Origin of the sequence: uncultured Marixanthomonas sp. (genome assembly GCF_963974425.1) — a bacterium.
Classification (GTDB): Bacteria; Bacteroidota; Bacteroidia; order Flavobacteriales; family Flavobacteriaceae; genus Marixanthomonas.
Genome location: NZ_CAXBCK010000041.1, coordinates 1 through 24546, shown reverse-complemented (window position 1 = coordinate 24546; position 24546 = coordinate 1). Strand labels below are relative to the sequence as shown.

Here is a 24546-nt window from a genome sequence, read left to right as displayed (position 1 = left end):
CTTTTTTATCATTTGATTGGCATGGTAAAGCAATCTACTTTTGTTTCATATAAATACAATATAGTAGTATGAAACCTAAAGAGAACATACAAAATAATCATAGGTCATTAATAGCAAAAGTACTTTTTATAGCACTGTGTATGTTATGCCTTACCCCACTTATAACACCACCAATAGCTCTGTTAATGGGTGTTGCCTTGGCTCAAATTACAGGAAATCCTTTTGAAAAAATTAGTGGGAGTGCTGTAAGTTGGTTGCTTAAGTTCGCAGTTATAGGGTTGGGCTTTGGGATGAGTGTTTCTAGTGCGCTTCAAGCTGGTAAAGATGGTTTTATACTAACGGTAAGTTCTATTATTGCAACACTAACCCTAGGAATCTTACTAGGAAAGCTTTTTAAAATAGATAAAAAGATAACACAACTAATATCTTCGGGAACAGCTATTTGCGGCGGAAGCGCTATTGCCGCTATTGCTCCAGTTATAAAGGCTAATGCCAAACAAATTTCCGTTTCAATAGGTATTGTGTTTTTACTAAATGCCTTGGCATTATTTATATTTCCAGTGGTCGGTCACTTTTTTGAATTAACGCAACATCAATTTGGAGTTTGGAGTGCGATTGCTATTCATGATACCAGCTCAGTGGTTGGTGCAGCAAATGAATATGGAATCGAAGCATTACAAACTGCGACAACAGTAAAATTGGCTAGAGCCTTATGGATTTTACCTATATCGGTGCTTTTTGCCGTTTATAAATCTGGGAGTGTTAAGAAAGTTAAAATACCTTATTTTATAGGACTGTTCATTCTTGCTATTATCGTGAACACTTATGTGCCTGGTGTAGAACAGGTAGGGCCCTTTATAGTTACTTTGGCAAAAATAGCATTAACGGTAACGTTGTTTTTAATAGGAACAAATCTCAATTATTCATCTTTAAAAAAAGTAGGAGTTAAGCCTTTGGTTTTGGCAATATTAATTTGGGTGTTTATCTCGGTTGCCTCTTTGGCTATAATAGTGCAAACTGTTGTATAAATAGGAGGGAAGTTAACTTTAAAACACCTCAAACACATATCCTAATAACCAATATAGGATAATAAAAACCACGATGGTACCAATGCAGCCACATGTGCCACCGCCAATTTTTTTTGCACCCCAAGCTGCTGCTATAATGCGTACTAATTTTTTCATAAGTATTGTTTTATATAAAGATATGTATTTTTTGATTGGGTAAAACCTACCAATAAAAAATCCCGCGTTGAGCGGGATTAATTTTATACTATAAAAGCAGATTTAGTTTTTAATGTCTTCTACTTTTTCTTTTGTTGTATTTTTAAGCTGATCGTATTTTTCACTAATAGAAGATTCAACATTACGTGCTGTATCTTTAATATTATCACCAGCTTCGCTTACTTTAGATTTTAATTTTTGTCTTTGTTCTGGCGACATTCTTTTATATTGCCACCAAGCAAGCGCACCAGCTCCTATGCCTACCAATGCTGCTGCGATTCCTTTCTTTTGTCCGTTGTTCATAGTCTTTGTGTTTTTTATTGTTTTTTATTGAATATCTTAAAGATAGAGCAATTTTAATACCTGCAATAACTTGATGATCACTTTAATATTTATTTATGTCTAAGTGTTAAAGAAAATGGTAAGTATTAACACTAAGCAGATGAGAATATAAATTTACTATTTGTTAAAAATCAATACTATTTTCAATAGTATTTTAAAATGTTAGATATTTCATTATATTTCACTATATTTAGATTGCTTTCTTGTAAAATTTATTTTTTAATGAATTAACAGTATAACTCCCCTTAATACTAAGATTCTCTATGACCAGAGCTTATTTAAATTTTCTAGACACCCTTTCCGATATGGTATGCATTGTCGACGATAAAGGGAAAATACAATGGCTAAATGCGGTAGCTGTAAAAAGTCTTATCTCTGACAAAAGTTCTCTGGTAAACACCACTTTTAGCGCTCTTTTAAAAGACGATGCTATAAAGCGCTTTAATAAGGTATTAGAAGAAAAAAACAGTAGTACTCCTCAAACATTTATAGCTAAACATGAGCTTCCAGATAATAGTCATATAGAGCTAAATTGGATCTTTGTATACGATACAGACCAAAACGTTATGTATGGTACTACGAATAATCCATTGGATAGTGAAGTGAAAGTACAGACCTATTATTTAGATCAACTAGAACGAAGGATAATGGAACAAGCGGTTGATCCTTCCGCTGCTCTTAATTCGATATTGAATAATTATATTAAAGGATTAGAAGATATTTTTCCCGCATTAAAAGCCTCTATATTAAAAATAGAAAAAAATAAGATATGGCACGTGGCATCTTCTTCGCTTCCTAAAAAGTTTACTACGGCTATTGATGGAGAGGCAATAGGACCTAATACCGGTTCATGTGGCACAGCTGCTTATACAAAAAAAAGGATACTCGTATCAGATATTAGTACAGACCCTTTATGGGAGGAATATAAGGCCTTAGCACTACCGTTAGGATTAAAAGCGTGTTGGTCGCAACCTATTTTTAATGCTCATAAAGAAGTAGTAGCAACTTTTGCAAATTATTACGGAAATGTAAGAGTCCCTTCAGAAAAAGAATTAAAGGTTTTTGAGAGGTCGGCCTCTCTAGTAGGAATTATTATAGAACATTTTCAAAAAAAGTCCGATCTAGAATCTAACAGTGAGTTATATAGTTATGTTAATTTGGCTACAAATGACGCTATATACGACTGGGATTTATTGGAAAATCATATTAAATGGGGAGAGAGTTTCTCACGGTTATTTGGACATACGATAACAAAAGAAAAGTACCCATTATCAAAATGGGAATCGTTAGTGCATAAAAAAGATCTAAAAGGAAACCTACTTTCATTACGAGCTTGTTTGAGTAATCCCTCTAGAAATAGATGGAAGGCGCGATACCGCTTTAAAAAAGCAGACGGCACATATGCTCAAGTAGAAGAGAAGGGATATATAGTAAGAAACGAAAAAGGAAAACCAATTCGAATGATTGGAGTTCTAAGTGATATCTATGAAATTTGGTTAGCTGAACAGAAGAAAGAAGTTTTAAAAATATTCTCTCATATTTTTAATAAATCAATACCACTTAAAAAAATCTTAGAAGAATTCACTCATATACCTATCACCCAAACATTATTCTCAATATCTGAAATATGGATAACCAATAAGAATAAAAATGAAATTAATTGTATCGCATCAAAAAAGGAAACCGAAGCAAATAAATTTTATTCAATAGCCGAAAAAACATCAAAATTACCATTCGGAAAAGGACTTCCTGGTGTGGTGGCAGAAACACAAACCCCAATTTTTTGGAATAGCTTAAAAGGGGATGCTAATTTTACTAGGGAAGAAGCTGCCAAACAGGCCGGTTTCAAAAATATTGTGGCATTACCTATTTTTAATACTACCGGTACAATAGGAGTATGGTTGTTGGGAACAAAGAATAAAAAAGTTGACGAAATAACCATACAGCGACTATGGGAAGAGGTTAATCCCTTTTTGTGTGGCGAAATTATTCGTAAACAAGTGGAAGACGAATTAACAAGATTAGTAGAGTTGGCACCAGATATAATTTGTATGTTGGATAGCAAAGGAAATTTTAAACGTATAAATGCGACAGGTTGTACTTTACTAGAATATCCGGAAGAAGAGATAATTAATCATAACTTCAAAAGGTTTATTCACCCAAAAGATCATGAAAAATTTAAAAACCATATTGATCAATTGATTAATAAAAACAAAACCCTACAACTACAAAGTAGGTTTACAACCAAATCTAATCAAACGATATATTTAGATTGGACCTTTGCAGTTACAGCGGATAAAGAATTTATATATGCGGTTGCAAAAAACACGACAGAACAAAAAAGATTACAAAAACTGCTAGATAATGCAACCAAAATGGCCAAAATAGGTAGCTGGGAATTAAATGTCAACACAAAAGCTATTTATTGGTCCGCTATGACGCAAAGAATTCATGAAGCCCCTCTAGGATATAGTCCTAAACTAGAAGAGGGGATAAATTTTTATAAAAAAGACTATCAAAGCCTCATCAAGGAAGCGGTAAATAATGCAATTGATAATAATAAAGGTTGGGATCATGAATTGCAAATTATAACCATGAAAGGTAATCAACGATGGGTGCGAACAATGGGAAAAGCGGAGTTTAAAGATGGAAAATGCATAAAACTATATGGTAGTTTTCAAGATATTCACACTCGGAAAGTAGCTGAACTCAATGCTACTAAAACCCTCTCAGAGAAAAATGAAATATTAGAACGTATTGGCGATGCTTTTTTTGCAGTTGATAAAAATTGGATAGTAACCTATGCAAACCATTTGGCTGAAAAACTTATACAAAAAAAGAAATCAAATATTTTAGGTAATAAACTTTGGGATGTTTTTGGTTCAGACATTAAACATCCTACATACAAGCATTATCATACTGCTATGCGAACGGGAGAAACCATTCATTTTGAAGATTATTACACACCGGTAAACAAATGGTTTGAAGTTACTATTTATCCCTCTAGTACAGGTTTGTCAGTATATTGTCTAGATATTAGTGAACGAAAATTAGCTGCAGAAGAAATAAGGCAAAGTAACGAACGCTTTGAAAAGGCTGCCAAAGCTACAAATGATGCCATTTGGGATTGGAATATAACAAAAGACATACAATACAGAGGCGAAGGATTTAAAACGCTTTTTGGGCATGATATTACAACAATAGACCCTAGAGAATTTTCGTGGAGTGAACACCTTCATCCAGAAGATAGAGAAGACGCAGAACAGAGTTTAGAAAAGGCATTACTTGATAAAGAAATTATTAATTGGTCGCATGAGTATAGATATAGGAAATCTAATAATGAATATGCCTTTGTAATTGATAGAGGGGTAATAATTAGAGATGAAAATGGAAAAGCCCTAAGAATGGTAGGAGCCATGACAGATATTACCGAAAAGTTGGCGTATATTAAAGCTATTGAAAACCAAAATAAACTTCTAAAACAAATAGCGTGGGAACAGTCACACCTGTTTAGAGCCCCTTTGTCACGATTGATGGGGATTATTGATCTAATAGATAATGGAGAGCTGCAAGTTTCAGAAAAAGAAGATTTATTAATAGATGTTATTGAATCTGCAAATGAAATGGATACGATTGTAAAAGATATTTCAGAAAAGACAAGTAGCAGTTAAATTATTAAAATAGTACATATAATATCCAGTAAAGAGCATTAGAAATGGAGACAAAAGTTCTCATAATTGATGATGACAAGATAATCTGCAAAGTTACGAAACGGATGTTTCAAGTTAGTGGGCTATCTCAAGACCCACTTATATTCAATTCTGGAGAAAATGCCATTCACTTTCTAAAAAAAGACAAGTTTAAAGAAGATAATTTTATAATTTTCCTCGACATAAATATGCCGCTTATAAATGGATGGGATTTTATAGATATACTAGCGCGAGAAAACCTTCTAAACAATAAGGACGTTTATCTAATAACCTCATCAATAGATCCTAGTGATCACAATCGTGCTAATAAAAATATTCATATTAAAGATATACTAATTAAACCCATAACGTTGGCTAAAACAAAAGAACTTGTAGTACGAATAAATAACTCGCACAATTAATTTAACATTTCTAATCCTTATGCTAATGTTTTTTAAATTACTTTAGCCGCATTAAAATTTCGCATTCCGCAATTAGTTAATTAATTACTCTTCATTACTTACTATACGCAAAAGAATTTTTAATAAATTTAAAAACACAGCATTTAATTAATTGTGTTTTTCACTACCAATTAATTCATTAGAAAACCAGCTTACTAACGAATTACTTTTTAACTTTCAGTGCAGTAGGGTAGTACCGCATGAATAACAATAATATTGAATATCATGAAATCATTAAAACAATTTGTAAAAAACATATTTCAAACTAAAAAAGAACAGCCTACAACTATAGAGCAAGGGAACGTTAAGTTTTTTAACAACACGAAGGGCTTTGGGTTTATTACCACAGCTAGCTCAAATGCAGATATATTTGTTCATAAAAGTGGACTAGTAGATCGAGTAAAAAAAGAAGACAAAGTGATGTTTGAAACTGAAAACAGCGCTAAAGGCTTACAGGCTATTAATGTTCGGTTGGCATAAACAACTTCAATTAACTAACTATAAAACCACCTATTTGGGTGGTTTTTTTATGATTAATAAAAACCCCCTAATAGATTGTGGTCTATAAGAATAATTACTAAAAATAGATATATGTCTATACTATCTACTATCTTTGTATAAGTTTTTAGAGAGAAATAAGGTGCTACACCTTTCAATTGTTCTCAACCAATCTTAAAAAACCTACTCTTTATTAACAATTTTATTGGTTGAAGATACTCTTTAATTAAACTACATAATAACCTATTAAACAAACGAATGGCGAAGTCACAACAAACGTACGAGAAGAAAGAAAAAGAAAAGAAGAGATTAAAAAAGCGAGAAGAAAAACGTAAGAAAAAAGAAGCTCGTAAAGCAGAAGCAAAAGAAAAAGGTCCAGGCATTGAATTTGCTTATGTTGACCATAATGGTAACTTGACCGACACACCTCCAGATCCTTCTCAAAAGGTAGAGGTAGAGGCAGATGAAATTGTTGTGGGAGTTCCTAAACAAACAGAAGCAGATAAAGAAGCTTTCGATCCCGTGCGAAGCGGTAAAGTTTCCTTTTTTGACCATAGTAAGGGATTTGGATTTATTATTGATTCAGAAAATCAAGAAAAGTACTTTACACACGTAAGTGGATTAATTGATGAGATTGATGAAAATGATAACGTATCTTTTGAATTAGAAAAAGGACAACGCGGAATGAACGCGGTACGAGTTAAGAAAAAGTAAGACTACTTTCTTACTAAAATACTTATAGGTTTATTAACTATAATACACCTAACTTTTGACTTATTTTGTAGAAAAGTATTTTTACTACTATGAAAGAAGAAAAAAGTAACAACACTCCATATTCCATATTAGAATTAGCAACAATCGGGGTAGGTTTTAAGCCTACCGATGTGTTTAAAAACAGCCTTTCCTTAGCTCAGAAAGCCGAAACGTTTGGTTATAAACGATTTTGGCTAGCAGAGCACCACAATATGAAGAGTATAGCTAGTTCGGCTACCTCAGTACTTATTGGGCATATTGCAGGTGGCACAGAAACCATCCGTGTAGGTTCTGGCGGAATTATGTTACCCAATCATTCGTCTTTATTAATTTCTGAACAATTTGGTACCTTAGGCGCTTTATATCCAGATCGTATCGATTTAGGACTAGGAAGAGCACCAGGAACCGATCAAGTTACTGCACAAGCTATTCGGCCAGATAGAATGCAAGCCGTTTATAAGTTTCCTGAAGAGCTTCGGAATATTCAACAGTATTTTTCAACAGACAACCAGAATGCAAAAGTAAGAGCGCCCATAGCCGAAGGCGTAACGATGCCTATGTATATTTTAGGTTCTAGTACTGATAGCGCCTATTTAGCCGCAAAAGAGGGCTTACCGTATGTATTTGCTAGTCATTTTGCACCTACACATTTATTTGAAGCGTTAAATATTTATTACAATAACTTTCAGCCATCTCAATATCTTGAAAAACCCTATACCATTGGGTGTGCAAATGTAATTGCAGCCGATACAGATGCTGAAGCCGAAAAAATTTCAACTTCATTAATTAGAATGATGGTTGGTGTGATGACGGGGCAAATAGATTACGTACAACCACCTACAGAAATGACTTCAGATTTAAAACAAATTCTTCAAAATCCAGCGTTTCAAAAAATGCTGAAGTATGCTTTTATCGGAAGTAAAGAAACAGTAAAACAACAAACTAAAAAGTTTTTAAAAGAAACCGGTGTTGATGAAATTATGGTAGCCTCTCATATTTACGATCCGGAAGCACGTATTAAGTCGTTTGAAATCTTTTCAGAAGTGATGAAAGAGATATAATATTTTTCTCATTTGGTAAACTTTTTAGTAATAGTAGTAAGTTTAAAAATGTCTGTAGCTGTCTGTTCGAGCGCAGTCGAGAACTACAACTTATAGACTATTAAAAAGGTCTCGACTGCTCTCGACTGGACAAGCATATTATTTATCATTATTAAACTTCTTCATTTTTATTACTTCAAATAAAAAAACTTCAATAAAAGTGTGATTTTTTCACCAACTTGAACTCTAATAGGGTAAAGAAGGTTTTTAATGCACACAGAACAAGCGTTTACAAACATCATTAAAGAGAACGAAGGGATCATTTATAAGGTCACTCGGTTGTATACCAACAATAAAGATGACCAAAAGGATTTATATCAAGAAGTGGTGTACAACCTATGGAAAGGCTTTAAAACGTTTCGAGGGGATGCTAAAGTAAGCACTTGGATGTACCGTATCGCACTAAATACAGCTGTATTTTATTCAAAAAGGAAAAAGAAAAGAGGATATAAGGTCCCGCTTGATGGCGTCATATTGGTTCAAGAAACGTACGACCCAGTTTTGGAACAACGCTTAAAGATTTTGTACGCAAGTATCAAGCATTTAAAAGATATAGATAAAGGAATTATTTTCCTCTTTCTCGAAGGGCGAAAATATGATGAAATAGCTGGTATCACGGGTTTAACCATAAGTAATGTAGGAACTCGAATGGCTCGTATAAAAGACAGATTAAAAAAAGAAATAATAAAAAAGTAACACCATGGAATTAGAAGAAATGCAAACCGTCTGGTCCCAAATGAGTGATCAATTAGAACAACAACAAAAATTAACCGATAAAATAATTATAGATATGACACAGCAAAAATTTAAAAATAGATTTAGTACACTTTCAACTTATGAAATCATTGGAGCGATTATTTGCTTTGTTGCAGCAGTGGTTATAGTGTTGAATTTAGATAAAATGAACACTTGGTATCTAATGATGGCTAGTATTTTGTCGATTTTATCATTAGTGGTAATGCCTATTTTGAGTTTACGTTCCTTGTTTGGAATGAAAAACCTGAATCTTACTACAGACAGTTATAAAGACACGCTTGTGAAATTTATTAAAAAGAAAAAGCAAATGCTTTTGGTTCAGCAATTAGGAGCGGTTTACAGTGTAATACTTATGTGGCTGGTAGTTCCTGTTTTTATGATGGCATTCAATAACAAAGATTTCTTTCAGACTGAAAAATCTACTGGACTCTTAATTTTCTATGCAGCAATAACCATAGGAATAATCATTTTTGCTCGATGGGGATACGGTTGCTACAAAAATATTACCGCTAGGGCAGAAGCAGATTTACAGGAGTTGGAAAGTACACAAGTGTAACTCTCTTTGTAGAAGGTAAATAGGTAGAGATGAAAAGATAAAAATTTATAAAAAGTGTATATTTGAGTGTATTGTTAAAAACAACCTTATAAAACAACTAGTATGCTTAAATACATCTTCATCTTCTTAATCTGTATAAGTTCAATACAAGCGCAAACGTACAATGAGGCTAAACTGGACAGTCTTTTTAATGCACTTGAAAGCAATAATAAAGGGATGGGGAGTTTTTCTATCTTTTCAAATGGAGAAGAAATTTACCAAAAGTCGTTTGGGTTTTCTAATGTAGCAACAAATGCGAAGGCCAATAGTTTAACAAAATACCGTATTGGTTCCATTTCAAAAACATATACTGCCACTATATTGATGCAGCTTGTTGAAGAAGAAAAGATTAGTTTAACCACCTTAGTAAGCGATTATTTTCCCAACGTTCCTAATGCAGATAAGATAACTATAGAAAACTTGTTACGGCACAGAAGTGGTCTGTTTAACATAACCGAAACAGAAGATTTAAGAGCCTGGGTAGATAAGCTACAATCGCGTGAAAAAATGATAGCGCGTATCATTGCTAATGGAACAAACTTTGAGCCCGACGAGAAAACACAATACTCAAATACTAATTATGTTTTACTATCCTTTATTGCTGAAGAAATTGAAAAGAAAGATTTTTCAACCATTTTAGATGAACGGATAGTTGAACCTTTAGCATTAAAAAGAACGGAATACGGTAATCTTATTGAACCTAAAAATAACGAGGCCCTGCCTTTTTATTTTGAAAACTCTGAATGGAAAGAAGTGAAGCTGCAAACCCATATGAGTGTTCCAAAAGGAGCAGGGGCGGTGGTAGCAACCCCTACTGAATTAAATCAATTTTTCACCAATCTATTCGCAGGTAAACTTGTGTCTGCTGTCTCTTTAGAAAGCATGAAAAATGCTAAAGAAGGAATGGGCTTAGGTCTCATGAAACTTCCGTTTGATGCCAAAGAGGTATATGGGCACGGAGGTAGTATAGACGGCTTTCAAGCGTTTGCGGCATACTTCCCCAACGAAAATGTTTCAATTGCATTAACCACAAACAACTTATACGCACAGATTTCAGGCGTTTTTATTGGAGCTGTTAAAACATATTTTGGAATGGACTACACCCTTCCAGATTTTTCACCTAAAAAGACAATTGAAGTAACTTCAGAAGAATTAGATACATACATAGGAACCTATGGTAGCCCTGATTTTCCCATTGATATTTATATTTCAAAAGATGGGAATACCTTAATTGCCCAAGGAGAAGGACAGCCAAGTTTTCAACTAGACGCTATTGGACCTCACACTTTTTATTCAGAAAAAGTAATGATTAAACTAACATTTCAAAATGAAACAAATAAAGTAGTCGTTAATCAAGGAGGAAGAACATATGAATTGACTAAAGAATAAATAGTGGCAAAATAGTAAAATTATAGTATGGGTATTACAAACAGCCACATTAACTACATTGAATTAAAAGCAAATGACCTTGAAGCAATAAAAGAGTTCTATTCCACGTGTTTTGGGTGGAGCTTTACAGATTATGGCCCAACCTATATTGCCTTTTCAGACAGCGGTTTGCAGGGCGGTTTTGAAAAAATGGATACTAAAATAGGGAATGGTGCGCTTGTTGTTTTATACCACTCAGACCTTGAGCAGATAAAAAAACTGTTATTAAAGCTAACGGAACCATTTCAAAAGATATTTTTTCCTTCCCTGGCGGGAAACGGTTTCATTTTTTAGACCCTTCTGGAAATGAATTGGCTATTTGGTCCGAGTAATTAATAATAATGTTTAAAATAGTATTTCTGATTCTTAATAACAATAATACTCTCAAAGCGGAGTAGAAAGCACAATTATAAATTTTTCGACACCTCTTTTCTTTATAAAGAAAGATCGGTACAAGAATGTACCGATCTTTTTTATGATAACAAATCAATGTGAATCTACTGAACAATAACTTTTTTCACAACAACTTCATTGTTTCCTGTAAACTGTAAGAAGTATGTTCCAGACTTAGTAATTGTGTTTATCGTGGTAGCACCATTTACTTCTTGCGTAGAAATAGTTCTGCCTAATAAATCGAATATTTGTAAAGAATAGTTTCCTTGCGTTTGAATATGAATCTCACCCTGTGTAGGGTTTGGGTAAACTACCATGGAAGTATCTTTAAAAGAAGTAATACCAAGAGGTGAATTTGCTCCCATTTCATATATAACTTCTCTTTCGTCAAAGTCAACTCCATCATCAAAACGCATATCATTCCAGACTACATGTAGATTTCCAGCACCATCAAATTCACAAGAAGGACCTATAAAAGTGGGGTTTTCATCGTTAATTTGTAAAGGAGTGCTAAAACCGTCTGTTTCGTTATACGACATATACATGTTAGTGTCTATATAATAATCGGTATAAATAATGGCACAGTCACCGTCTTCATTGCAATCTAGATCTATTCTCTTAATATTACCGGCAGATGCATCTAGCTCAAAAGGAGAAGAGTTAACTTCAAATAAGTCGGCTGCACTATCGTATTTATATACTGTGAATGAAGCACGTAATGGAGATACCTCGGTATGTATGGTCAATACATGGATGTCATTATTTTCAGAAGATGCAATACTGTAGTTAAGGCCAGTAAAGTTAGTTACAGGTAAGGTTTTAAAATCACTTAGCTCATGAGTAGTTTCATCATACAGTTTGTATCCTAATTCTTTACTACCGGTTATATCTTGAGTAAATAGAATCATTGTTTTTCCATTTCCTAAACGTTGAATATGAGGAGCACCAGCGTTAAAACCATCATTAAGGTCAGACACAGCTATATCATTAGACCAGTTAGTTCCATCAAAATAAGATAGGTATATTTCCTCTTCAGTGCCATTTTCTCTATTATCCCATCCCCACACTGCTACGGGTAAGTCGTCACTAGTCATAAACACTTCGTGTCTACTACTATTGTGGTTTACAGTCCCTCCCAGGTCAGATATTTTAACACCATCGCTCCAAGTTTCCGTGGCGGCATCATAATGGGAATACCCAATATAATTACGTACATTTTCAAAGGCCCATACATTATAGGTAGCATGAAGATCACCGTTCTCAGAAGCAACTATAGTAGGAAAGTGGTTGTTTCTATCGCCTATATCAACACCTTTATCTATAAAGATAGGAGTAGACCAGTCGCCACTAGGACTTTTCTTACGATACATAATTTTTTGTAGTCCATTAGGGTGATTATCGTTATATACAATATGTGCTGTGCCATCTGAAGTTACACTCATTCTTGGATTCCAAGAATCTACCTCTGGGTGCTCTGACACATTATGGTCTGGATTAGTCCAATTTAACTCAAGATCCGTTGGTGTTTTTTCTTCTTTTTCAAGAATACTCTTAGGGGTGTTAATCGATTTGAAATAAATTTTACCATTTGCATCTGTTGTTTGTTCTGCTAAATCTTGTGCTTGAATAGTTGTAACAACCATGCCAATGGTACATAATAATAGTAATTGTTTTTTCATAATATATGAGGAGTTAATTAATAATTCAATCAAATATATTAAAGTTTTATTGTTAAAAAAATAGTGAAATCCTATAAATGATGATAATTTGATAAAAATATAGTTTTTTAGTTTGCAGAAAAACTCTCAAATTGTGAATTTTTGTAGTAGTTTAAGAGTTAAAATTGTTAATTAAATATGATATTATTTCTAAAAAAAGAATTTTATTAAATTTATTCTTCTTGTAATAAAATCATCAAATTAGGTTAAGATTTATATTAAAAATTTTTATTTGCTGGGTATTTAACAGAATTTAATCTATTTAATTTATAATTAAAGCTTTTTTTTTGAAAAAGAATCCATGGGTTTATGAACGGCTATAATGGGGAGTCTTTAAAAGATGAATTGACGTTGGGCTGTCACCTTATTATTAATGTGGAAGCTTTTTTATTCAACAGATTCAAGAAAGACTGTCAAGAGTGAATATTTATCTAGGTCTTATTACGCTTTGCTTTCTTATTGAGTATACCAATACAAAAATAAGTAAAGGATACTCACGAGATGTTTTTTTTAATTACTTAATAATTAGATGTTTAGATAAATATGTGTAACTTTAAAAGAAGTTCTAAAAATAATCTGTTATGAAGCTATTTCATTCAATTGTGTCTTTTTTTTTATTTCTTGCTAGTATGTTTATAATATCGGGTAGTATGCTCGCACAAAACCGAGATTTTCATCATGAAATACCCGATGATCCCTATATTTCTGTTTCTCGATCTTCCATGGAAAAAAGTCCGGCTTATCACGTTACCTATACTAATTACTTTACCCGACAGGTAAATATTGATGGTGATGGTAATAATATAATAGGGGATGCAGCTAACGAGCCTTCCATAGCGGTAGACCCAACGAACCCTAACCGTATTGTGATTGGTTGGCGACAGTTTGATACCACAAGTAGCAACTTCAGACAAGCGGGATATGGCTATTCCACCGATGGTGGGGTAACTTGGACGTTCCCGGGTGCACTAGATCCGGGTAACTTTCGTTCAGACCCGGTATTGGATTTTGATTCGGAGGGTAATTTTTATTATAATAGTCTTCTGGGAGGTTTTGGGTGCGAAGTATTTGAAATTACAGATGGGGGGGTAATATGGGAAGCCCCAGTACCAGCATATGGTGGTGACAAACAATGGATACGTATTGACCGGACAGGGGGGGTAGGAGACAAGAATAATTATTCATATTGGAGTTCTTCCATATCTACGTGCTCTCCAGGTTTTTTTACGCGATCTATAGACGGTAGCGAAACCTTTGAAGAATGTGTTACGGTAGATGGAGACCCATATTGGGGTACTTTGACGGTTGATAAAAATGGAACCCTATATTTAACGGGCACCACAAATAATTCTAATATTATAGTGGTAAAATCTACTACTGCAAAAAACCCTGCTAGTACCCCTGTTACTTGGGACTCTTTTAGCCCAGTAAATCTCGATGGACAGTTACATGTTGGGGCACCAGTAAATCCAGTTGGATTAATGGGGCAAGCTTGGGTAGATGTTGATATTTCCAACGGTCCGGGACAAGGGAACGTATATGTTACCGCTTCGGTCGATAGAACTTCAAATAACGATCCTGGCGATGTCATGTTTGCCAAAAGTACTGACGGCGGAGAGACATTTTCCGCACCGCTTCGTATTAATCAAGATAATGTTGGAAATAACGCTTATCAGTGGTTTGGAACAATGGCAGTTGCCCCGAATGGACGTACTGATATTGTATGGTTGGACACTAGAAATGCTGCTGCAGGGACTAATGACTCAGAACTTTATTACAGCTATTCAGAAGATCAAGGGGAAACATGGTCTGATAATGAAGCAATATCCGTTCCTTTTAACCCCAATATTGGATACCCACAACAGGACAAAATGGGAGACTATTTTGATTTGGTGTCTGATAATGACTTTGCTCATTTAGCCTGGGCTAATACTATCAATGGAGGCCAAGATGTATATTATACCCGTATTTCCCCAGAAGGAATTTTAAACGTACAGGATATTACCAGTACTAACTTAAAAACTAGCTTATATCCAAACCCGATTACAACAGAAACCGTCCTTGAGTTTTTTGTAGAACAAGAGTCTAAAACAAGGGTGCAGGTTTATGATATACTAGGCAGAAACGTAAATACACTTTTGGATAAAACAACTTCAGGTAAACAGCAAATCAACTGGAAGGGCACGAATATAAAAGGAGAAAAGTTAATATCAGGTATATATTTTATTTCTATCGAAACGGGAATTAAAAAGCAAACGTTAAAAGCGATTCTAAGATAATTTAAAAAAGGGTCACGGGTATATATATGGAAGCACACCACTAAAAATGGCCAATACAAATACCTACAACCTCTATTTATAGGGAATTAGGGCCTTAAATAGACTAATTTTTTAAAAACTAATGAAGATTTCAACGCCCCTTATTAAACTCTTGTTAAAAAAGAATGAACGTTCACTTTTCTGTGTATCTTTGTCCCATCATTTAAAATTAAAAGGTTTGGCGAAGCTTCAAAAAAGCATAGAAAAGAAGAATAATTTGGTACAAGCCACTATTGAATTAGTCAATAACAATGGTTTTCATGCCACGCCCATATCCAAAATTGCTAAAATGGCAAATGTATCGCCCGCCACTATATACTTATATTTTGAAAGTAAACAAGATTTAGTTAACAAGGTATATTTAGAAGTGAAAGAAGCATTTACAGCATATGCTTTTGAAACATACACAGATGATATGGATGTAGTTGAAGGTTTTGAAATTGTCTGGAAACGTATAGCCGATTTCAAATTAAAGGAATGTAAGCAAGCACTGTTTTTGGCTCAATGTGATAACACACCCATAATAGATGAAACAAGTAGAGAAGAGGGGATAAAACACTTACAACCCTTACTTAATTTATGGCAACGGGGACAAGATAAAGGAATAATTAAACCAATATCTAATTATTTGTTATACGCATATACTATTAGTCCGTTAACATTTTTAATGCTAACCCAACAGCGCAGACAATTTAATATAGAAGAAAAGCACATAGAACAAGCCTATCAAGCGGCCTGGAACAGCATAAAAGTATAATATAAATAAAGAGTAAATAACATGGAATTATTAGAGAAACTGAACTGGAGATATGCTACAAAAGCCATGAATGGTGAAAAAGTAGATCAAGCTAAAATTGATAGAATCATAGAAGCGGCGCGTTTAGCTCCCACCTCTAGTGGCTTACAACCTTTTGAAATCATTGTGGTGAAAAACCAAGCAGTGAAGGAGAAAATTAAGCCGATAGCGTGGAATCAATCCATTATAACAGACTGCTCTCACTTGCTAGTTTTTGCAGCTTGGGATACCTATACAGCCGATCGTATCAACTATATGTTCGATTTAACGAATGAAATAAGAGGATTTAAAAACGAAGGTTGGGAAAACTATCGACACATGTTGTTAGACTCTTACCCACATAAAGATGCTGAAGAAAACTTTAACCACGCTGCCAAACAAGCATATATTGCTTTTTCACAAGCAATTGCCGCAGCTGCTTTTGAAGAAGTAGATGCCACACCAGTAGAAGGTTTTGATCCTGACGCTGTAGATGAAATATTAGGTTTAAGAGAAAAAGGGCTTCGTAGTGCTGTTTTATTACCTATTGGTTACCGCCAAGAAGAAAATGATTGGTTGGCAAACTTAGTGAAGGTTAGAAAAAGCACAGAAGATCTCGTAACAGTAATTGAATAAAAAAAGTAAGAAAAAGAAAAATACGATGAACAATTTTGAATTTAAAAACCCAACCAAAATTATTTTTGGAAAAGATACTATTGAAAAGTTAAATGAAGAAATTCCTCAAGACGCGAAAGTGCTCATGCTTTACGGAGGAGGAAGTATCAAGAAAAACGGAATTTACGAACAAGTAAAAAATGCATTGACCCATGTTGAAGTAGTAGCGTTTGGTGGTATACCTGCTAATCCAGAATATGCAACATTACTAAAAGCATTACAGGTTATTAAAGATGAGAATATTACCTATTTATTAGCAGTTGGTGGTGGTTCAGTTATTGACGGAACTAAATTTTTATCTTCCGCAGCCTTGTATGAAGGGGATACTCCTTGGGATATTTTAACTGAAAAAATTAGAACGGAGAAGGGGATGCCCTTCGGAACGGTTTTAACATTACCTGCTACGGGTTCTGAAATGAACTCTGGCGCCGTAATTACCAGAGAAGAAACAAAAGAAAAATTAGCAATGGGTGGTCCAGGCTTATTTCCACAGTTTTCAATTCTAGATCCGCAAGTTATTACATCTATTCCGCAACGTCAATTAGCAAATGGAATCACCGATGCTTTTACACACGTTTTAGAGCAGTATATGACATATCCAGTAGGCGGATTGCTACAAGATCGTTTTGCCGAAAGTATTTTACAAACCTTACTTGAAGTAGCACCTAAAGTAGTAGAAGATCCTACAGATTATGAAGCAGCTTCAAACTTTATGTGGAGTTGTACGATGGCTCTTAACGGTTTAATACAACAAGGTGTTCCTGGCGATTGGGCGGTGCATATGATGGGACACGAATTAACAGCTTTATTTGGTATAGATCACGCTAGAACGTTAGCCGTAGTAGCGCCAAGCCACTATAAATACAACTTTGAAGCTAAAAAAGAGAAATTAGCTCAATATGCAGAACGTGTTTGGAATATAACCGAAGGAAATCAAGAAGATAAAGCATACGCTGCTATTGAAAAAACCGAAGCCTTTTTTCATCAATTAGGAATCGACACGAAGTTGTCCGATTATACTTCAGAATATGAGGGTACTGCCGAAGAAATAGCAAAACGTTTCACAGATAGGGGTTGGAATGGTATTGGAGAAAAGCAAGCGCTAACTCCAAAAGATGCAGAAAAAATTGTAAAAATGGCTTATTAGGTTTTTATGAAATTTCTAAATTCAGTACTCATTATATGTACACTGGTTGTTGTTTCAAGTTGTAAGAACAATCAAAATAAGAATACTTCTGAAAAGGTTTCAGAAGAACAAGTAACATTAAGAAAAGAAAAAAATATGAAAATATTATTTGTATTAACGTCTCACGATCAGTTGGGAGACACAGGAAATAAAACAGGTTTTTGGATTGAAGAATTTGCCAATCCGTATTATAACCTTTTAGACAAAGGAGCGACTATTACATTGGCAACACCAAAGGGTGGGACAGCGCCAATAGATCCAAGTAGTGATACACCCGATGCAAGCACTGAAGATACAGAGCGTTTTAAAAATGATGCAGAAGCACAAAATAAAATAAAAAACACAAAAGTATTAGCAGATATGAATGCTGATGATTTTGACGCTGTATTTTACCCAGGAGGTCACGGTCCGTTGTGGGATTTAGCAAACGATGAAAACTCGATTGCTTTAATTGAAAAATTCAATAGCCAAGACAAGCCTGTAGCGTTCGTATGTCATGCACCTGCTGCCTTGAAAGGTGTGAAAAATAAAGACGGTACTCCTTTAGTAAAAGGTAAAAAAGTAACTGGGTTTACAAACTCTGAAGAGGAGGCTGTACAACTTACTAATGTAGTTCCATTTTTAGTAGAAGATATGCTTAAAGAAAACGGCGGTGTGTATTCTAAAAAAGAAGATTGGGCAGCATACGCTATTGAGGATGGTAATTTAATTACGGGTCAGAACCCAGCATCTTCTGAATTAGTAGCTGAAAAACTGCTAAAACAGTTGAAGTAATGAAAATTTAGTTTCTAGTTTATATTTTTAAAAGCCTCTTTGTATAATTCAAAGAGGCTTTTATTTGAATACCCATACTTCTTTACGTATTTATATCATAATAAACTCTTCTGAATAAATTTCTAAATTAATTTGTTTTTTTAGTATATTGATTGACAGTAAACTAACATTTAAATAATACGGTTATGGAAGAGTTACCATTGGTCAATTTTCACTTTCAAATAGATTGGGGAGGCACAAGAGTAGGTTTTACAGAAGTTACTGGTCTTGATATGGAATATGAAGTTCTGGAATATCGTCATGGAGCCAGTCTAAGGTATTCTACAGAGAAATTACCCGGTCTTAGAAAATTCAGCAATATTATCTTGAAACGTGGAGTTTATAAGGACGATAACGATGCTTTTACATGGTTTAACGATTTCAGGCAAAGTAAAGAAAGACGGGACATTACCATCAGTCTTTTGGATGAAGAACATACACCAACTGTAACTTGGTTAGTTCACAATGCGTGGCTCGTTTCCATACAGTACTCTAAACTACATGCTACCAAAACAGAAGTTTTTATAGAACGGATGGAACTTGCCCACGAAGGGATTAAGGTTAAAAACGGTAGTGAAAGCAAATGAAACCGGAGGAAAAAACATATCCGCCGTTAAACATGCATTTTAAAGTTCAGTTTGATAATAAAAAATTCAAACTAGATTGTGGATTTCAGTCCGTTCAAGGGTTGAAGGTTAGAATTTCTAAAAATGAACATAATAGAGAAAGGCACACCCAATTTGAAAATATTATTCTAAAGCGGGCGTATCAACCCAATTCCAAATTGATTGAATGGTGCATGAACGCCATTAACAACCAAAAAAAGCAACCCCAAAACCTGACTATTAAACTCTTAAATGCTAAAGAAAAGCTTGTTAGTGCCTGGAAAATTGAACAAGCAGTTCCAGTAGGCTGGGGCGTAGAAGAACTGCATGCACAAGACACAAAAATCCTCATTGAATGTATAGAACTAGAATATAAATACTTTCAAGTAGTGGATGGCAAAGGGAATATAATTGCGCCTATTGATACTAAAAAAGGCTAATAGTGACTAAGAATACTATTTAGGTTTGTTTTTCTTTTCTCTACGCACCAAGTACACTACAAGAATGATAGGCCCTATTATGGCTACTAAAATAATAAAGAGTAAAACAAGCTGCCAAATACCAATCATAGTGTATTCTTTTGGTAAAAATAAAAATTACTTCGAATAATTAATAAACTTCCTCTCAAAATTAATTTCGATACCTTAGTATAATGGAAAAGTTGCTATTGATTATTTGTTTGGTATTAACTGGAAGCATATTTGCCCAAAACATTTCCGAAGAAAACATAATCGGGGTTTACCATTTAAAAAGTAATGATCCTATGGGTGGAAATACCTTGGTTTTTTTACCCAATAATACGTATGCAATTGCCTATTTTGGCGGTATTCAAAAAGGGACTTGGGAGTTGGAAAACGGTAAGTTGAAAGTAACTAAAACCGTTGCCCCTCAATTTGCACTTTATGGACGAAAGATTTCAGCATTAGACAATACAACGCAAGTTAAGGTCTCAACTCGTTCAGAAAACCGTCTACTCATAGGTTTTAATGCTAAGACCCCGACTTTTTTAAAACGATTGTTTAATCCCAACTCCAATTGCTATATAACTCCATACGTTATAAATGAAAAAGGCTCTATACACCAGTTTAACCTTGCTTTATTGGAAGAATTCCCGGGATATAAATTAAAAGGAGCTGAAAAACAAGCCCGGGTATTTCAGTTTAAAAACCCCGAAAGTTATAGCGATTTAATAGTGGTCAATTTACCTTCGGAATATACAACCGAATCAAATATCCCGATTACGTTCAAGGATGGTTTATTATATGTTGGTAGTTTTTCTGAAGGGATGAAAAAGAAACCCCTAACAAGTTTGAATGAAGAAGATACCATGTATATTCAAAAGTATTCAAGTGAAAGCTTGCTTCCTCAAAAGCTTCAGTATGGAGACGAATTTTTCCCTTACTTTAAAAATCCCACGACTGAAGAGTTGAAGCCGTATCAACGTGTAAACGTTATAGAAGTTTCAAAAAAACACATTTCTTTACAAACTGGATCATTTTTACCCGCTACTTGTAAAGAGGAATGATGTACCCTTCAAAAAATAGTAAACCCCTACCAACGTAAAGCTAATAAGGGTTAAACTTTATAAATATAACACGCTATTCTACCTCAAATGTTTCCTCATAAACAGGGTCATTATTTTCAAACAATTGTATTTTTACTAATCCCAATTGCTCAGGCTTTTCAAAGAACACTGTTATTGTAGCCTCCTCTAAACTTGCAAAGCCTGCTTTGTCCGTCCCTGTGGTTCGTACTTCCAGTGGGTTAGCTTTAGATACTATTCTAATAGGTTTATTTTGATTGTCAAAAGCCGTAATGCGCAAAGGTCTATCCTTTACAATAGCAGCTGTAGGCGCTCCCATAATTTTTTCCGAAGAAACAAGTTGATAGCCTTCTTTTGTTGCTTTAAAAGTAATTCGAATTACTGGAACAGGTTGATATAAGCTAATGTCCCGTGGCATTTTTTCAGGATCATTTGTTTCTGGTAGGTTTATATTTCCTTTTGGATCCTGTGCTATTGCTGAAATACTTAGTAGAAGCAATACTACCAGAAATGGAATTGTCTTGTTTAATTTTATTGTGGTTTTCATAATAGGTGTTTTTAGTTTGTTAACTCAATGTAATACCATATAGTTCTTAAGAAGCACGATCGTTCAAAATCAGGCATTGTTGCATCGCCATCATTGACCATAATGCAACCAAGGCTGGAAGGTTCTACACGCCAGCAGCCCGAAAATATTTCTTCCACATCTGAAGCGGGCCAGCCATTGGATGTATTGTAAGCTTCTGCGTCTGCTTCGCTATCATAAACATTATGGTACGGATCTGATGATGTACGGCAATTACCTGAATTATACTCATCAGCCAAATCAAAGGTACTATGTCCACTCTCGTGGACTGCAGTACCTATATTGGTGGGCTCGGTACCGAAATTACCGCCACTGGCCCAATCTCTTTTTACAGTGGTATGTATAACCGCTGCGTGATCAATAATAGGTGAATTTCTAACTCCTGATGGTATGTCCAAGGTCAATTCCCCACTATCATAATCGCTTATAAATCCTCTCTGTGGCGAATAGTAAAAACTCCATAACTGCCGTCGGTTTCGTATAGCATTGTTTATATGATACCCATCAAAAATCAAGCCTTCTAAATCAGGAAGTATATCCCGTCCCGAACTATAATCTGTTCGGTCTGCTACAAATGCGACATCGATGGTTTTGGCAGGTGCTCCTTTTCCTAAAATAGGGATAGGGGAGTTGCCATAAGGCCAGTCTCCAGCCGCAAAATACCAATCTTCAGATTTCTTTCTGCCTTTTCCATCTGTAATGCGGACCAAGAAACGAACAAATGATTCTGCCGGAAATCCATCGGAAAAACTATGGGTTTCATTTGCAGATGTAGGTTCTGTGCTGTAGTTCCAATCTTCCATAAACCCCCATTGTCCTCCAGGACGCTGTCGTGCGGAGCGCATATTGTTATTAGGGTTAACATACAATTCATATTCATATACAAATAGCTCTGCACGGGCAATCCCATCGTTATCGCTAGTATTGAATGTGAAATTTACCGCTGTATTATTTGTGGGATGAAACGGTGCATACCGAGTGGTTAGAGCTGTTGGGGCTCCACAACTGCAAAGTAATACTGCTGATAGCAACAGCCAAAAAAATTGAATTGGTTTACATGATACTAGTTTCATAATCCTGTGTTTTAAATGGCCAACTAGGGGATTTTAGCCGGTTTGTTAATTATGAAAGTAAAATTATAGAAGATACTAATTATATGTACCCGTTAAATATCCTTTTTAATTAGGGGTAAAAACCTGTATTTTAGAAAGGTATGACTTTTTTGATATGCTAATTATAATCTAATGGAAGTTGAAGATTGTAAGGCTTACGAAGTCAACTTTTCTTTTTTATAGTTATTATATTAATAATAAAAAGGATAATTGGTCATATTCTAATTTAATGGCACCATCTTTGTAAAGTAACAAGTATTAATAAATTAAATTACATTACAATGAGTAAAGGAACAGTAAAATTTTTCAACGACACCAAAGGTTTTGGATTCATCACTGAAGAAGGCGTTGAAAAAGATCACTTTGTACACATTTCTGGATTAATCGATGAGATTAGAGAAGGTGACGAAGTAGAGTTTGACTTACAAGAAGGAAACAAAGGATTAAACGCAGTAAACGTAAAAGTGATCTAACTATATATCTTTATATTTTCAAAAGAAAGCCTGTCTTAATTGATGGGCTTTTTTATTACCTGAGTTTTAAAAGTAAATCCATTAAAAAGAAGTAGTTTTGCGCCAAATTAAAAGCCCTGACAATGAAGCGCATAAAAGAGTACAGTACCTTATTTGGAGTTGAGAAAGAAATCGATCTTAAACTACTCAAAAAAAGCTATCGAAATTTAGTGAAAGAATGGCATCCAGATAAATTTCAAGAGGGTGATCCAAAGCAGCAAGAAGCTGAACTACAAAGCCGTAAAATTATAGATGGGTATCATTTTTTAGTGAGCATGGCTCCCGAAACCAAAGAAAAAAACCTACCTGCTTATACCGAAACAATTACGAATGCGGCTATTGCAGATTACCAACATAAAGGATTATTACTAGAAATTACCTTTACCGATGGCAATACATACGAGTATTTTGGAATTACTAAGCCTGTTTACCTCAAAATGATAAATGCCGGAAACCTGAATCGTTTTGCAAAACGGAATATTTATCCTAAATATACGTATAGAAAATCGAAACGAATTCTTGAAGAAGCATAGTAGGCTTTATGCAATAGGCAGTAAGCTTTATGCTATTAAATCACTTAATAATCATTAAGATAAACACAATACAATCAATACCAATATGAATACTACATTTTCAGATTTAGGCATAGCAGATTCTTTAGTAAAGGGCTTAGATGCATTGGATATAAAAAATCCTACCTCCATACAAGTAAAGGCAGTTCCTGTTATTTTAAACCAAAAAGAAGATGTTGTCGCCTTAGCAAAAACGGGTACAGGTAAAACCGCTGCGTTTGGATTGCCCTTGCTTCAGCTTATAGATGTAGCTAATAAAGACATTCAGGCAGTAATTTTAGCACCCACACGAGAGCTTGGACAACAAATATTTACGAATTTAAGTGATTTTGCAGCCTATACTCCAAACATTTCCATCGCAGCTATTTGTGGCGGAATTCCTATAAAGCCTCAAATAGAACGTTTAAAAGAAGATACTCATATTGTTGTTGCCACCCCAGGCCGGTTAATTGACCTATTGCAAAGGGGAGCGCTGTCCATTAAAAACACCAACTATCTAGTGCTAGATGAAGCAGACGAAATGGTTACTGCTTTAAAAGACGGACTGGATACCATCGTTGCTGCACTGCCTAAAAAGAGAAGAACTTTGCTTTTTACGGCTACTATGCCTGGGACCATAAAGCAACTGGTTCAGAATTATATGTCTAAACACGTAGCGCATATTGAAGCGGATATGGAAACGGTTGGGCATCAAGGGATCGACCACCAATTTGTTGTAGTAGAACCTATTGAAAAACTAGAGGTATTGCTACACTTTTTAAATAGCAAACAAGGAGAACGCGGAATTATCTTTTGTAAAACCAAAGCGGCCGTTAATAAATTGGCAAAAAAATTGGCTATTAATAAGTTTTCTTCAGGTGCCTTACACGGAAGTTTAACCCAAGGAATTCGTG

26 protein-coding genes are annotated in these 24546 nt (G+C 34.7%); 21 read left to right on the top strand and 5 right to left on the bottom strand.

Translation table 11 applies throughout. The features are described 5' to 3' along the window. Nucleotides 1–68: 68 nt before the first annotated feature. The gene (locus AACZ92_RS12240) at nt 69–1028 is read left to right on the top strand and encodes a putative sulfate exporter family transporter (RefSeq protein WP_339701794.1); all 960 of its coding nucleotides are present in this window, start codon (nt 69–71) and stop codon (nt 1026–1028) included. Between the two features lie 18 nt (nt 1029–1046). Here AACZ92_RS12240 and AACZ92_RS12235 read toward each other — a convergent pair whose 3' ends face one another. Further along, nucleotides 1047–1184: a hypothetical protein gene (locus AACZ92_RS12235; protein ID WP_339701792.1), complete on the bottom strand. Its 138-nt coding sequence runs from the start codon at nt 1182–1184 to the stop codon at nt 1047–1049. A 102-nt stretch (nt 1185–1286) separates the two neighbouring features. Continuing rightward, nucleotides 1287–1526, bottom strand: a complete 240-nt coding sequence (locus AACZ92_RS12230; RefSeq protein ID WP_339701790.1) for a YtxH domain-containing protein — start codon at nt 1524–1526, stop codon at nt 1287–1289. A gap of 302 nt (nt 1527–1828) precedes the next feature. Between AACZ92_RS12230 and AACZ92_RS12225 the strand changes: the two genes are divergently transcribed. From AACZ92_RS12225 to AACZ92_RS12185, 9 genes are all read left to right on the top strand, one after another. Beyond that, the gene (locus AACZ92_RS12225) at nt 1829–5236 is read left to right on the top strand and encodes a PAS domain-containing protein (protein ID WP_339701787.1); all 3408 of its coding nucleotides are present in this window, start codon (nt 1829–1831) and stop codon (nt 5234–5236) included. Nucleotides 5237–5280: 44 nt separating this feature from the next. Beyond that, the gene (locus tag AACZ92_RS12220) at nt 5281–5676 is read left to right on the top strand and encodes a response regulator (protein WP_339701784.1); all 396 of its coding nucleotides are present in this window, start codon (nt 5281–5283) and stop codon (nt 5674–5676) included. Nucleotides 5677–5940: 264 nt separating this feature from the next. Further along, nucleotides 5941–6195 carry a cold shock domain-containing protein gene (locus AACZ92_RS12215; RefSeq protein ID WP_339701782.1) on the top strand — a complete coding sequence of 85 codons (255 nt, stop codon included), beginning with the start codon at nt 5941–5943 and terminating at the stop codon, nt 6193–6195. 276 nt (nt 6196–6471) lie between these two features. After that, a complete protein-coding gene (locus tag AACZ92_RS12210; protein WP_339701780.1) occupies nt 6472–6927 on the top strand; it encodes a cold shock domain-containing protein in 456 nt (151 codons plus the stop codon). Between the two features lie 89 nt (nt 6928–7016). Then, complete coding sequence (locus AACZ92_RS12205) at nt 7017–8027, top strand: LLM class flavin-dependent oxidoreductase (RefSeq protein WP_339701778.1); 1011 nt, start codon at nt 7017–7019, stop codon at nt 8025–8027. A 249-nt stretch (nt 8028–8276) separates the two neighbouring features. After that, nucleotides 8277–8762 (top strand): sigma-70 family RNA polymerase sigma factor, encoded by a 486-nt coding sequence (locus AACZ92_RS12200; protein WP_339701776.1) that lies wholly within the window; start codon nt 8277–8279, stop codon nt 8760–8762. Between the two features lie 4 nt (nt 8763–8766). Beyond that, entirely contained in the window at nt 8767–9378 is a 612-nt protein-coding gene (locus AACZ92_RS12195; RefSeq protein WP_339701773.1) for a hypothetical protein, read from the top strand. A 102-nt stretch (nt 9379–9480) separates the two neighbouring features. Next, the gene (locus AACZ92_RS12190) at nt 9481–10806 is read left to right on the top strand and encodes a serine hydrolase domain-containing protein (protein WP_339701770.1); all 1326 of its coding nucleotides are present in this window, start codon (nt 9481–9483) and stop codon (nt 10804–10806) included. 27 nt (nt 10807–10833) lie between these two features. Next, a complete protein-coding gene (locus AACZ92_RS12185; protein ID WP_339701767.1) occupies nt 10834–11139 on the top strand; it encodes a VOC family protein in 306 nt (101 codons plus the stop codon). Nucleotides 11140–11342: 203 nt separating this feature from the next. On the opposite strand, the gene AACZ92_RS12180 is transcribed toward AACZ92_RS12185, so the two are convergent. Beyond that, nucleotides 11343–12917 (bottom strand): T9SS type A sorting domain-containing protein, encoded by a 1575-nt coding sequence (locus tag AACZ92_RS12180; RefSeq protein WP_339701764.1) that lies wholly within the window; start codon nt 12915–12917, stop codon nt 11343–11345. 689 nt (nt 12918–13606) lie between these two features. Here AACZ92_RS12180 and AACZ92_RS12175 point away from each other — a divergent pair. The 8 genes from AACZ92_RS12175 to AACZ92_RS12140 all read left to right on the top strand — a co-directional run bounded on the left by AACZ92_RS12175 (nt 13607) and on the right by AACZ92_RS12140 (nt 20853). Continuing rightward, on the top strand, nt 13607–15235 hold the full coding sequence (locus tag AACZ92_RS12175) for a T9SS type A sorting domain-containing protein (protein WP_339701761.1): 1629 nt from the start codon (nt 13607–13609) through the stop codon (nt 15233–15235). A gap of 217 nt (nt 15236–15452) precedes the next feature. After that, the gene (locus AACZ92_RS12170) at nt 15453–16031 is read left to right on the top strand and encodes a TetR/AcrR family transcriptional regulator (RefSeq protein WP_339701758.1); all 579 of its coding nucleotides are present in this window, start codon (nt 15453–15455) and stop codon (nt 16029–16031) included. Between the two features lie 21 nt (nt 16032–16052). After that, on the top strand, nt 16053–16685 hold the full coding sequence (locus AACZ92_RS12165) for a nitroreductase family protein (protein ID WP_339701755.1): 633 nt from the start codon (nt 16053–16055) through the stop codon (nt 16683–16685). A 25-nt stretch (nt 16686–16710) separates the two neighbouring features. After that, nucleotides 16711–17871, top strand: a complete 1161-nt coding sequence (locus AACZ92_RS12160) for an iron-containing alcohol dehydrogenase (protein ID WP_339701753.1) — start codon at nt 16711–16713, stop codon at nt 17869–17871. Nucleotides 17872–17877: 6 nt separating this feature from the next. Beyond that, a complete protein-coding gene (locus AACZ92_RS12155) occupies nt 17878–18684 on the top strand; it encodes a type 1 glutamine amidotransferase domain-containing protein (RefSeq protein ID WP_339701750.1) in 807 nt (268 codons plus the stop codon). A gap of 185 nt (nt 18685–18869) precedes the next feature. Then, entirely contained in the window at nt 18870–19310 is a 441-nt protein-coding gene (locus AACZ92_RS12150) for a phage tail protein (RefSeq protein ID WP_339701747.1), read from the top strand. Continuing rightward, entirely contained in the window at nt 19307–19768 is a 462-nt protein-coding gene (locus tag AACZ92_RS12145) for a phage tail protein (RefSeq protein WP_339701744.1), read from the top strand. Before AACZ92_RS12150 ends, AACZ92_RS12145 begins: the two co-directional genes overlap by 4 nt. A 212-nt stretch (nt 19769–19980) precedes the next feature. Next, entirely contained in the window at nt 19981–20853 is an 873-nt protein-coding gene (locus AACZ92_RS12140) for a hypothetical protein (RefSeq protein WP_339701741.1), read from the top strand. Nucleotides 20854–20926: 73 nt separating this feature from the next. Here the strand turns inward: AACZ92_RS12140 and AACZ92_RS12135 are convergent, their stop codons facing one another. Both AACZ92_RS12135 and AACZ92_RS12130 read right to left on the bottom strand, forming a co-directional pair. After that, on the bottom strand, nt 20927–21418 hold the full coding sequence (locus tag AACZ92_RS12135; RefSeq protein ID WP_339701738.1) for a hypothetical protein: 492 nt from the start codon (nt 21416–21418) through the stop codon (nt 20927–20929). A gap of 11 nt (nt 21419–21429) precedes the next feature. Continuing rightward, nucleotides 21430–22530 (bottom strand): hypothetical protein, encoded by a 1101-nt coding sequence (locus AACZ92_RS12130; protein ID WP_339701735.1) that lies wholly within the window; start codon nt 22528–22530, stop codon nt 21430–21432. A gap of 320 nt (nt 22531–22850) precedes the next feature. Between AACZ92_RS12130 and AACZ92_RS12125 the strand changes: the two genes are divergently transcribed. The 3 genes from AACZ92_RS12125 to AACZ92_RS12115 all read left to right on the top strand — a co-directional run. After that, a complete protein-coding gene (locus tag AACZ92_RS12125) occupies nt 22851–23042 on the top strand; it encodes a cold-shock protein (RefSeq protein ID WP_117160149.1) in 192 nt (63 codons plus the stop codon). A 122-nt stretch (nt 23043–23164) separates the two neighbouring features. Next, nucleotides 23165–23614, top strand: a complete 450-nt coding sequence (locus tag AACZ92_RS12120) for a KTSC domain-containing protein (protein ID WP_339701730.1) — start codon at nt 23165–23167, stop codon at nt 23612–23614. A gap of 85 nt (nt 23615–23699) precedes the next feature. After that, the coding region (locus AACZ92_RS12115) for a DEAD/DEAH box helicase (protein ID WP_339701727.1) at nt 23700–24546 on the top strand (847 nt) is incomplete at its 3' end.

Excerpts from the sequence above, each read along its gene's own strand:
- AACZ92_RS12140 (WP_339701741.1), top strand. The coding sequence starts at position 19,981 with ATGGAAAAGTTGCTATTGATTATTTGTTTGGTATTAACTGGAAGCATA.
- AACZ92_RS12220 (WP_339701784.1), top strand. The coding sequence starts at position 5,281 with ATGGAGACAAAAGTTCTCATAATTGATGATGACAAGATAATCTGCAAA.
- AACZ92_RS12185 (WP_339701767.1), top strand. The coding sequence starts at position 10,834 with ATGGGTATTACAAACAGCCACATTAACTACATTGAATTAAAAGCAAAT.
- AACZ92_RS12120 (WP_339701730.1), top strand. The coding sequence starts at position 23,165 with ATGAAGCGCATAAAAGAGTACAGTACCTTATTTGGAGTTGAGAAAGAA.
- AACZ92_RS12150 (WP_339701747.1), top strand. The coding sequence starts at position 18,870 with ATGGAAGAGTTACCATTGGTCAATTTTCACTTTCAAATAGATTGGGGA.
- AACZ92_RS12155 (WP_339701750.1), top strand. The coding sequence starts at position 17,878 with ATGAAATTTCTAAATTCAGTACTCATTATATGTACACTGGTTGTTGTT.
- AACZ92_RS12165 (WP_339701755.1), top strand. The coding sequence starts at position 16,053 with ATGGAATTATTAGAGAAACTGAACTGGAGATATGCTACAAAAGCCATG.
- AACZ92_RS12230 (WP_339701790.1), bottom strand. The coding sequence starts at position 1,526 with ATGAACAACGGACAAAAGAAAGGAATCGCAGCAGCATTGGTAGGCATA.
- AACZ92_RS12215 (WP_339701782.1), top strand. The coding sequence starts at position 5,941 with ATGAAATCATTAAAACAATTTGTAAAAAACATATTTCAAACTAAAAAA.
- AACZ92_RS12225 (WP_339701787.1), top strand. The coding sequence starts at position 1,829 with ATGACCAGAGCTTATTTAAATTTTCTAGACACCCTTTCCGATATGGTA.
- AACZ92_RS12190 (WP_339701770.1), top strand. The coding sequence starts at position 9,481 with ATGCTTAAATACATCTTCATCTTCTTAATCTGTATAAGTTCAATACAA.
- AACZ92_RS12130 (WP_339701735.1), bottom strand. The coding sequence starts at position 22,530 with ATGAAACTAGTATCATGTAAACCAATTCAATTTTTTTGGCTGTTGCTA.
- AACZ92_RS12235 (WP_339701792.1), bottom strand. The coding sequence starts at position 1,184 with ATGAAAAAATTAGTACGCATTATAGCAGCAGCTTGGGGTGCAAAAAAA.
- AACZ92_RS12145 (WP_339701744.1), top strand. The coding sequence starts at position 19,307 with ATGAAACCGGAGGAAAAAACATATCCGCCGTTAAACATGCATTTTAAA.
- AACZ92_RS12135 (WP_339701738.1), bottom strand. The coding sequence starts at position 21,418 with ATGAAAACCACAATAAAATTAAACAAGACAATTCCATTTCTGGTAGTA.
- AACZ92_RS12175 (WP_339701761.1), top strand. The coding sequence starts at position 13,607 with ATGCTCGCACAAAACCGAGATTTTCATCATGAAATACCCGATGATCCC.
- AACZ92_RS12180 (WP_339701764.1), bottom strand. The coding sequence starts at position 12,917 with ATGAAAAAACAATTACTATTATTATGTACCATTGGCATGGTTGTTACA.
- AACZ92_RS12240 (WP_339701794.1), top strand. The coding sequence starts at position 69 with ATGAAACCTAAAGAGAACATACAAAATAATCATAGGTCATTAATAGCA.
- AACZ92_RS12205 (WP_339701778.1), top strand. The coding sequence starts at position 7,017 with ATGAAAGAAGAAAAAAGTAACAACACTCCATATTCCATATTAGAATTA.
- AACZ92_RS12210 (WP_339701780.1), top strand. The coding sequence starts at position 6,472 with ATGGCGAAGTCACAACAAACGTACGAGAAGAAAGAAAAAGAAAAGAAG.
- AACZ92_RS12195 (WP_339701773.1), top strand. The coding sequence starts at position 8,767 with ATGGAATTAGAAGAAATGCAAACCGTCTGGTCCCAAATGAGTGATCAA.
- AACZ92_RS12125 (WP_117160149.1), top strand. The coding sequence starts at position 22,851 with ATGAGTAAAGGAACAGTAAAATTTTTCAACGACACCAAAGGTTTTGGA.
- AACZ92_RS12200 (WP_339701776.1), top strand. The coding sequence starts at position 8,277 with ATGCACACAGAACAAGCGTTTACAAACATCATTAAAGAGAACGAAGGG.
- AACZ92_RS12160 (WP_339701753.1), top strand. The coding sequence starts at position 16,711 with ATGAACAATTTTGAATTTAAAAACCCAACCAAAATTATTTTTGGAAAA.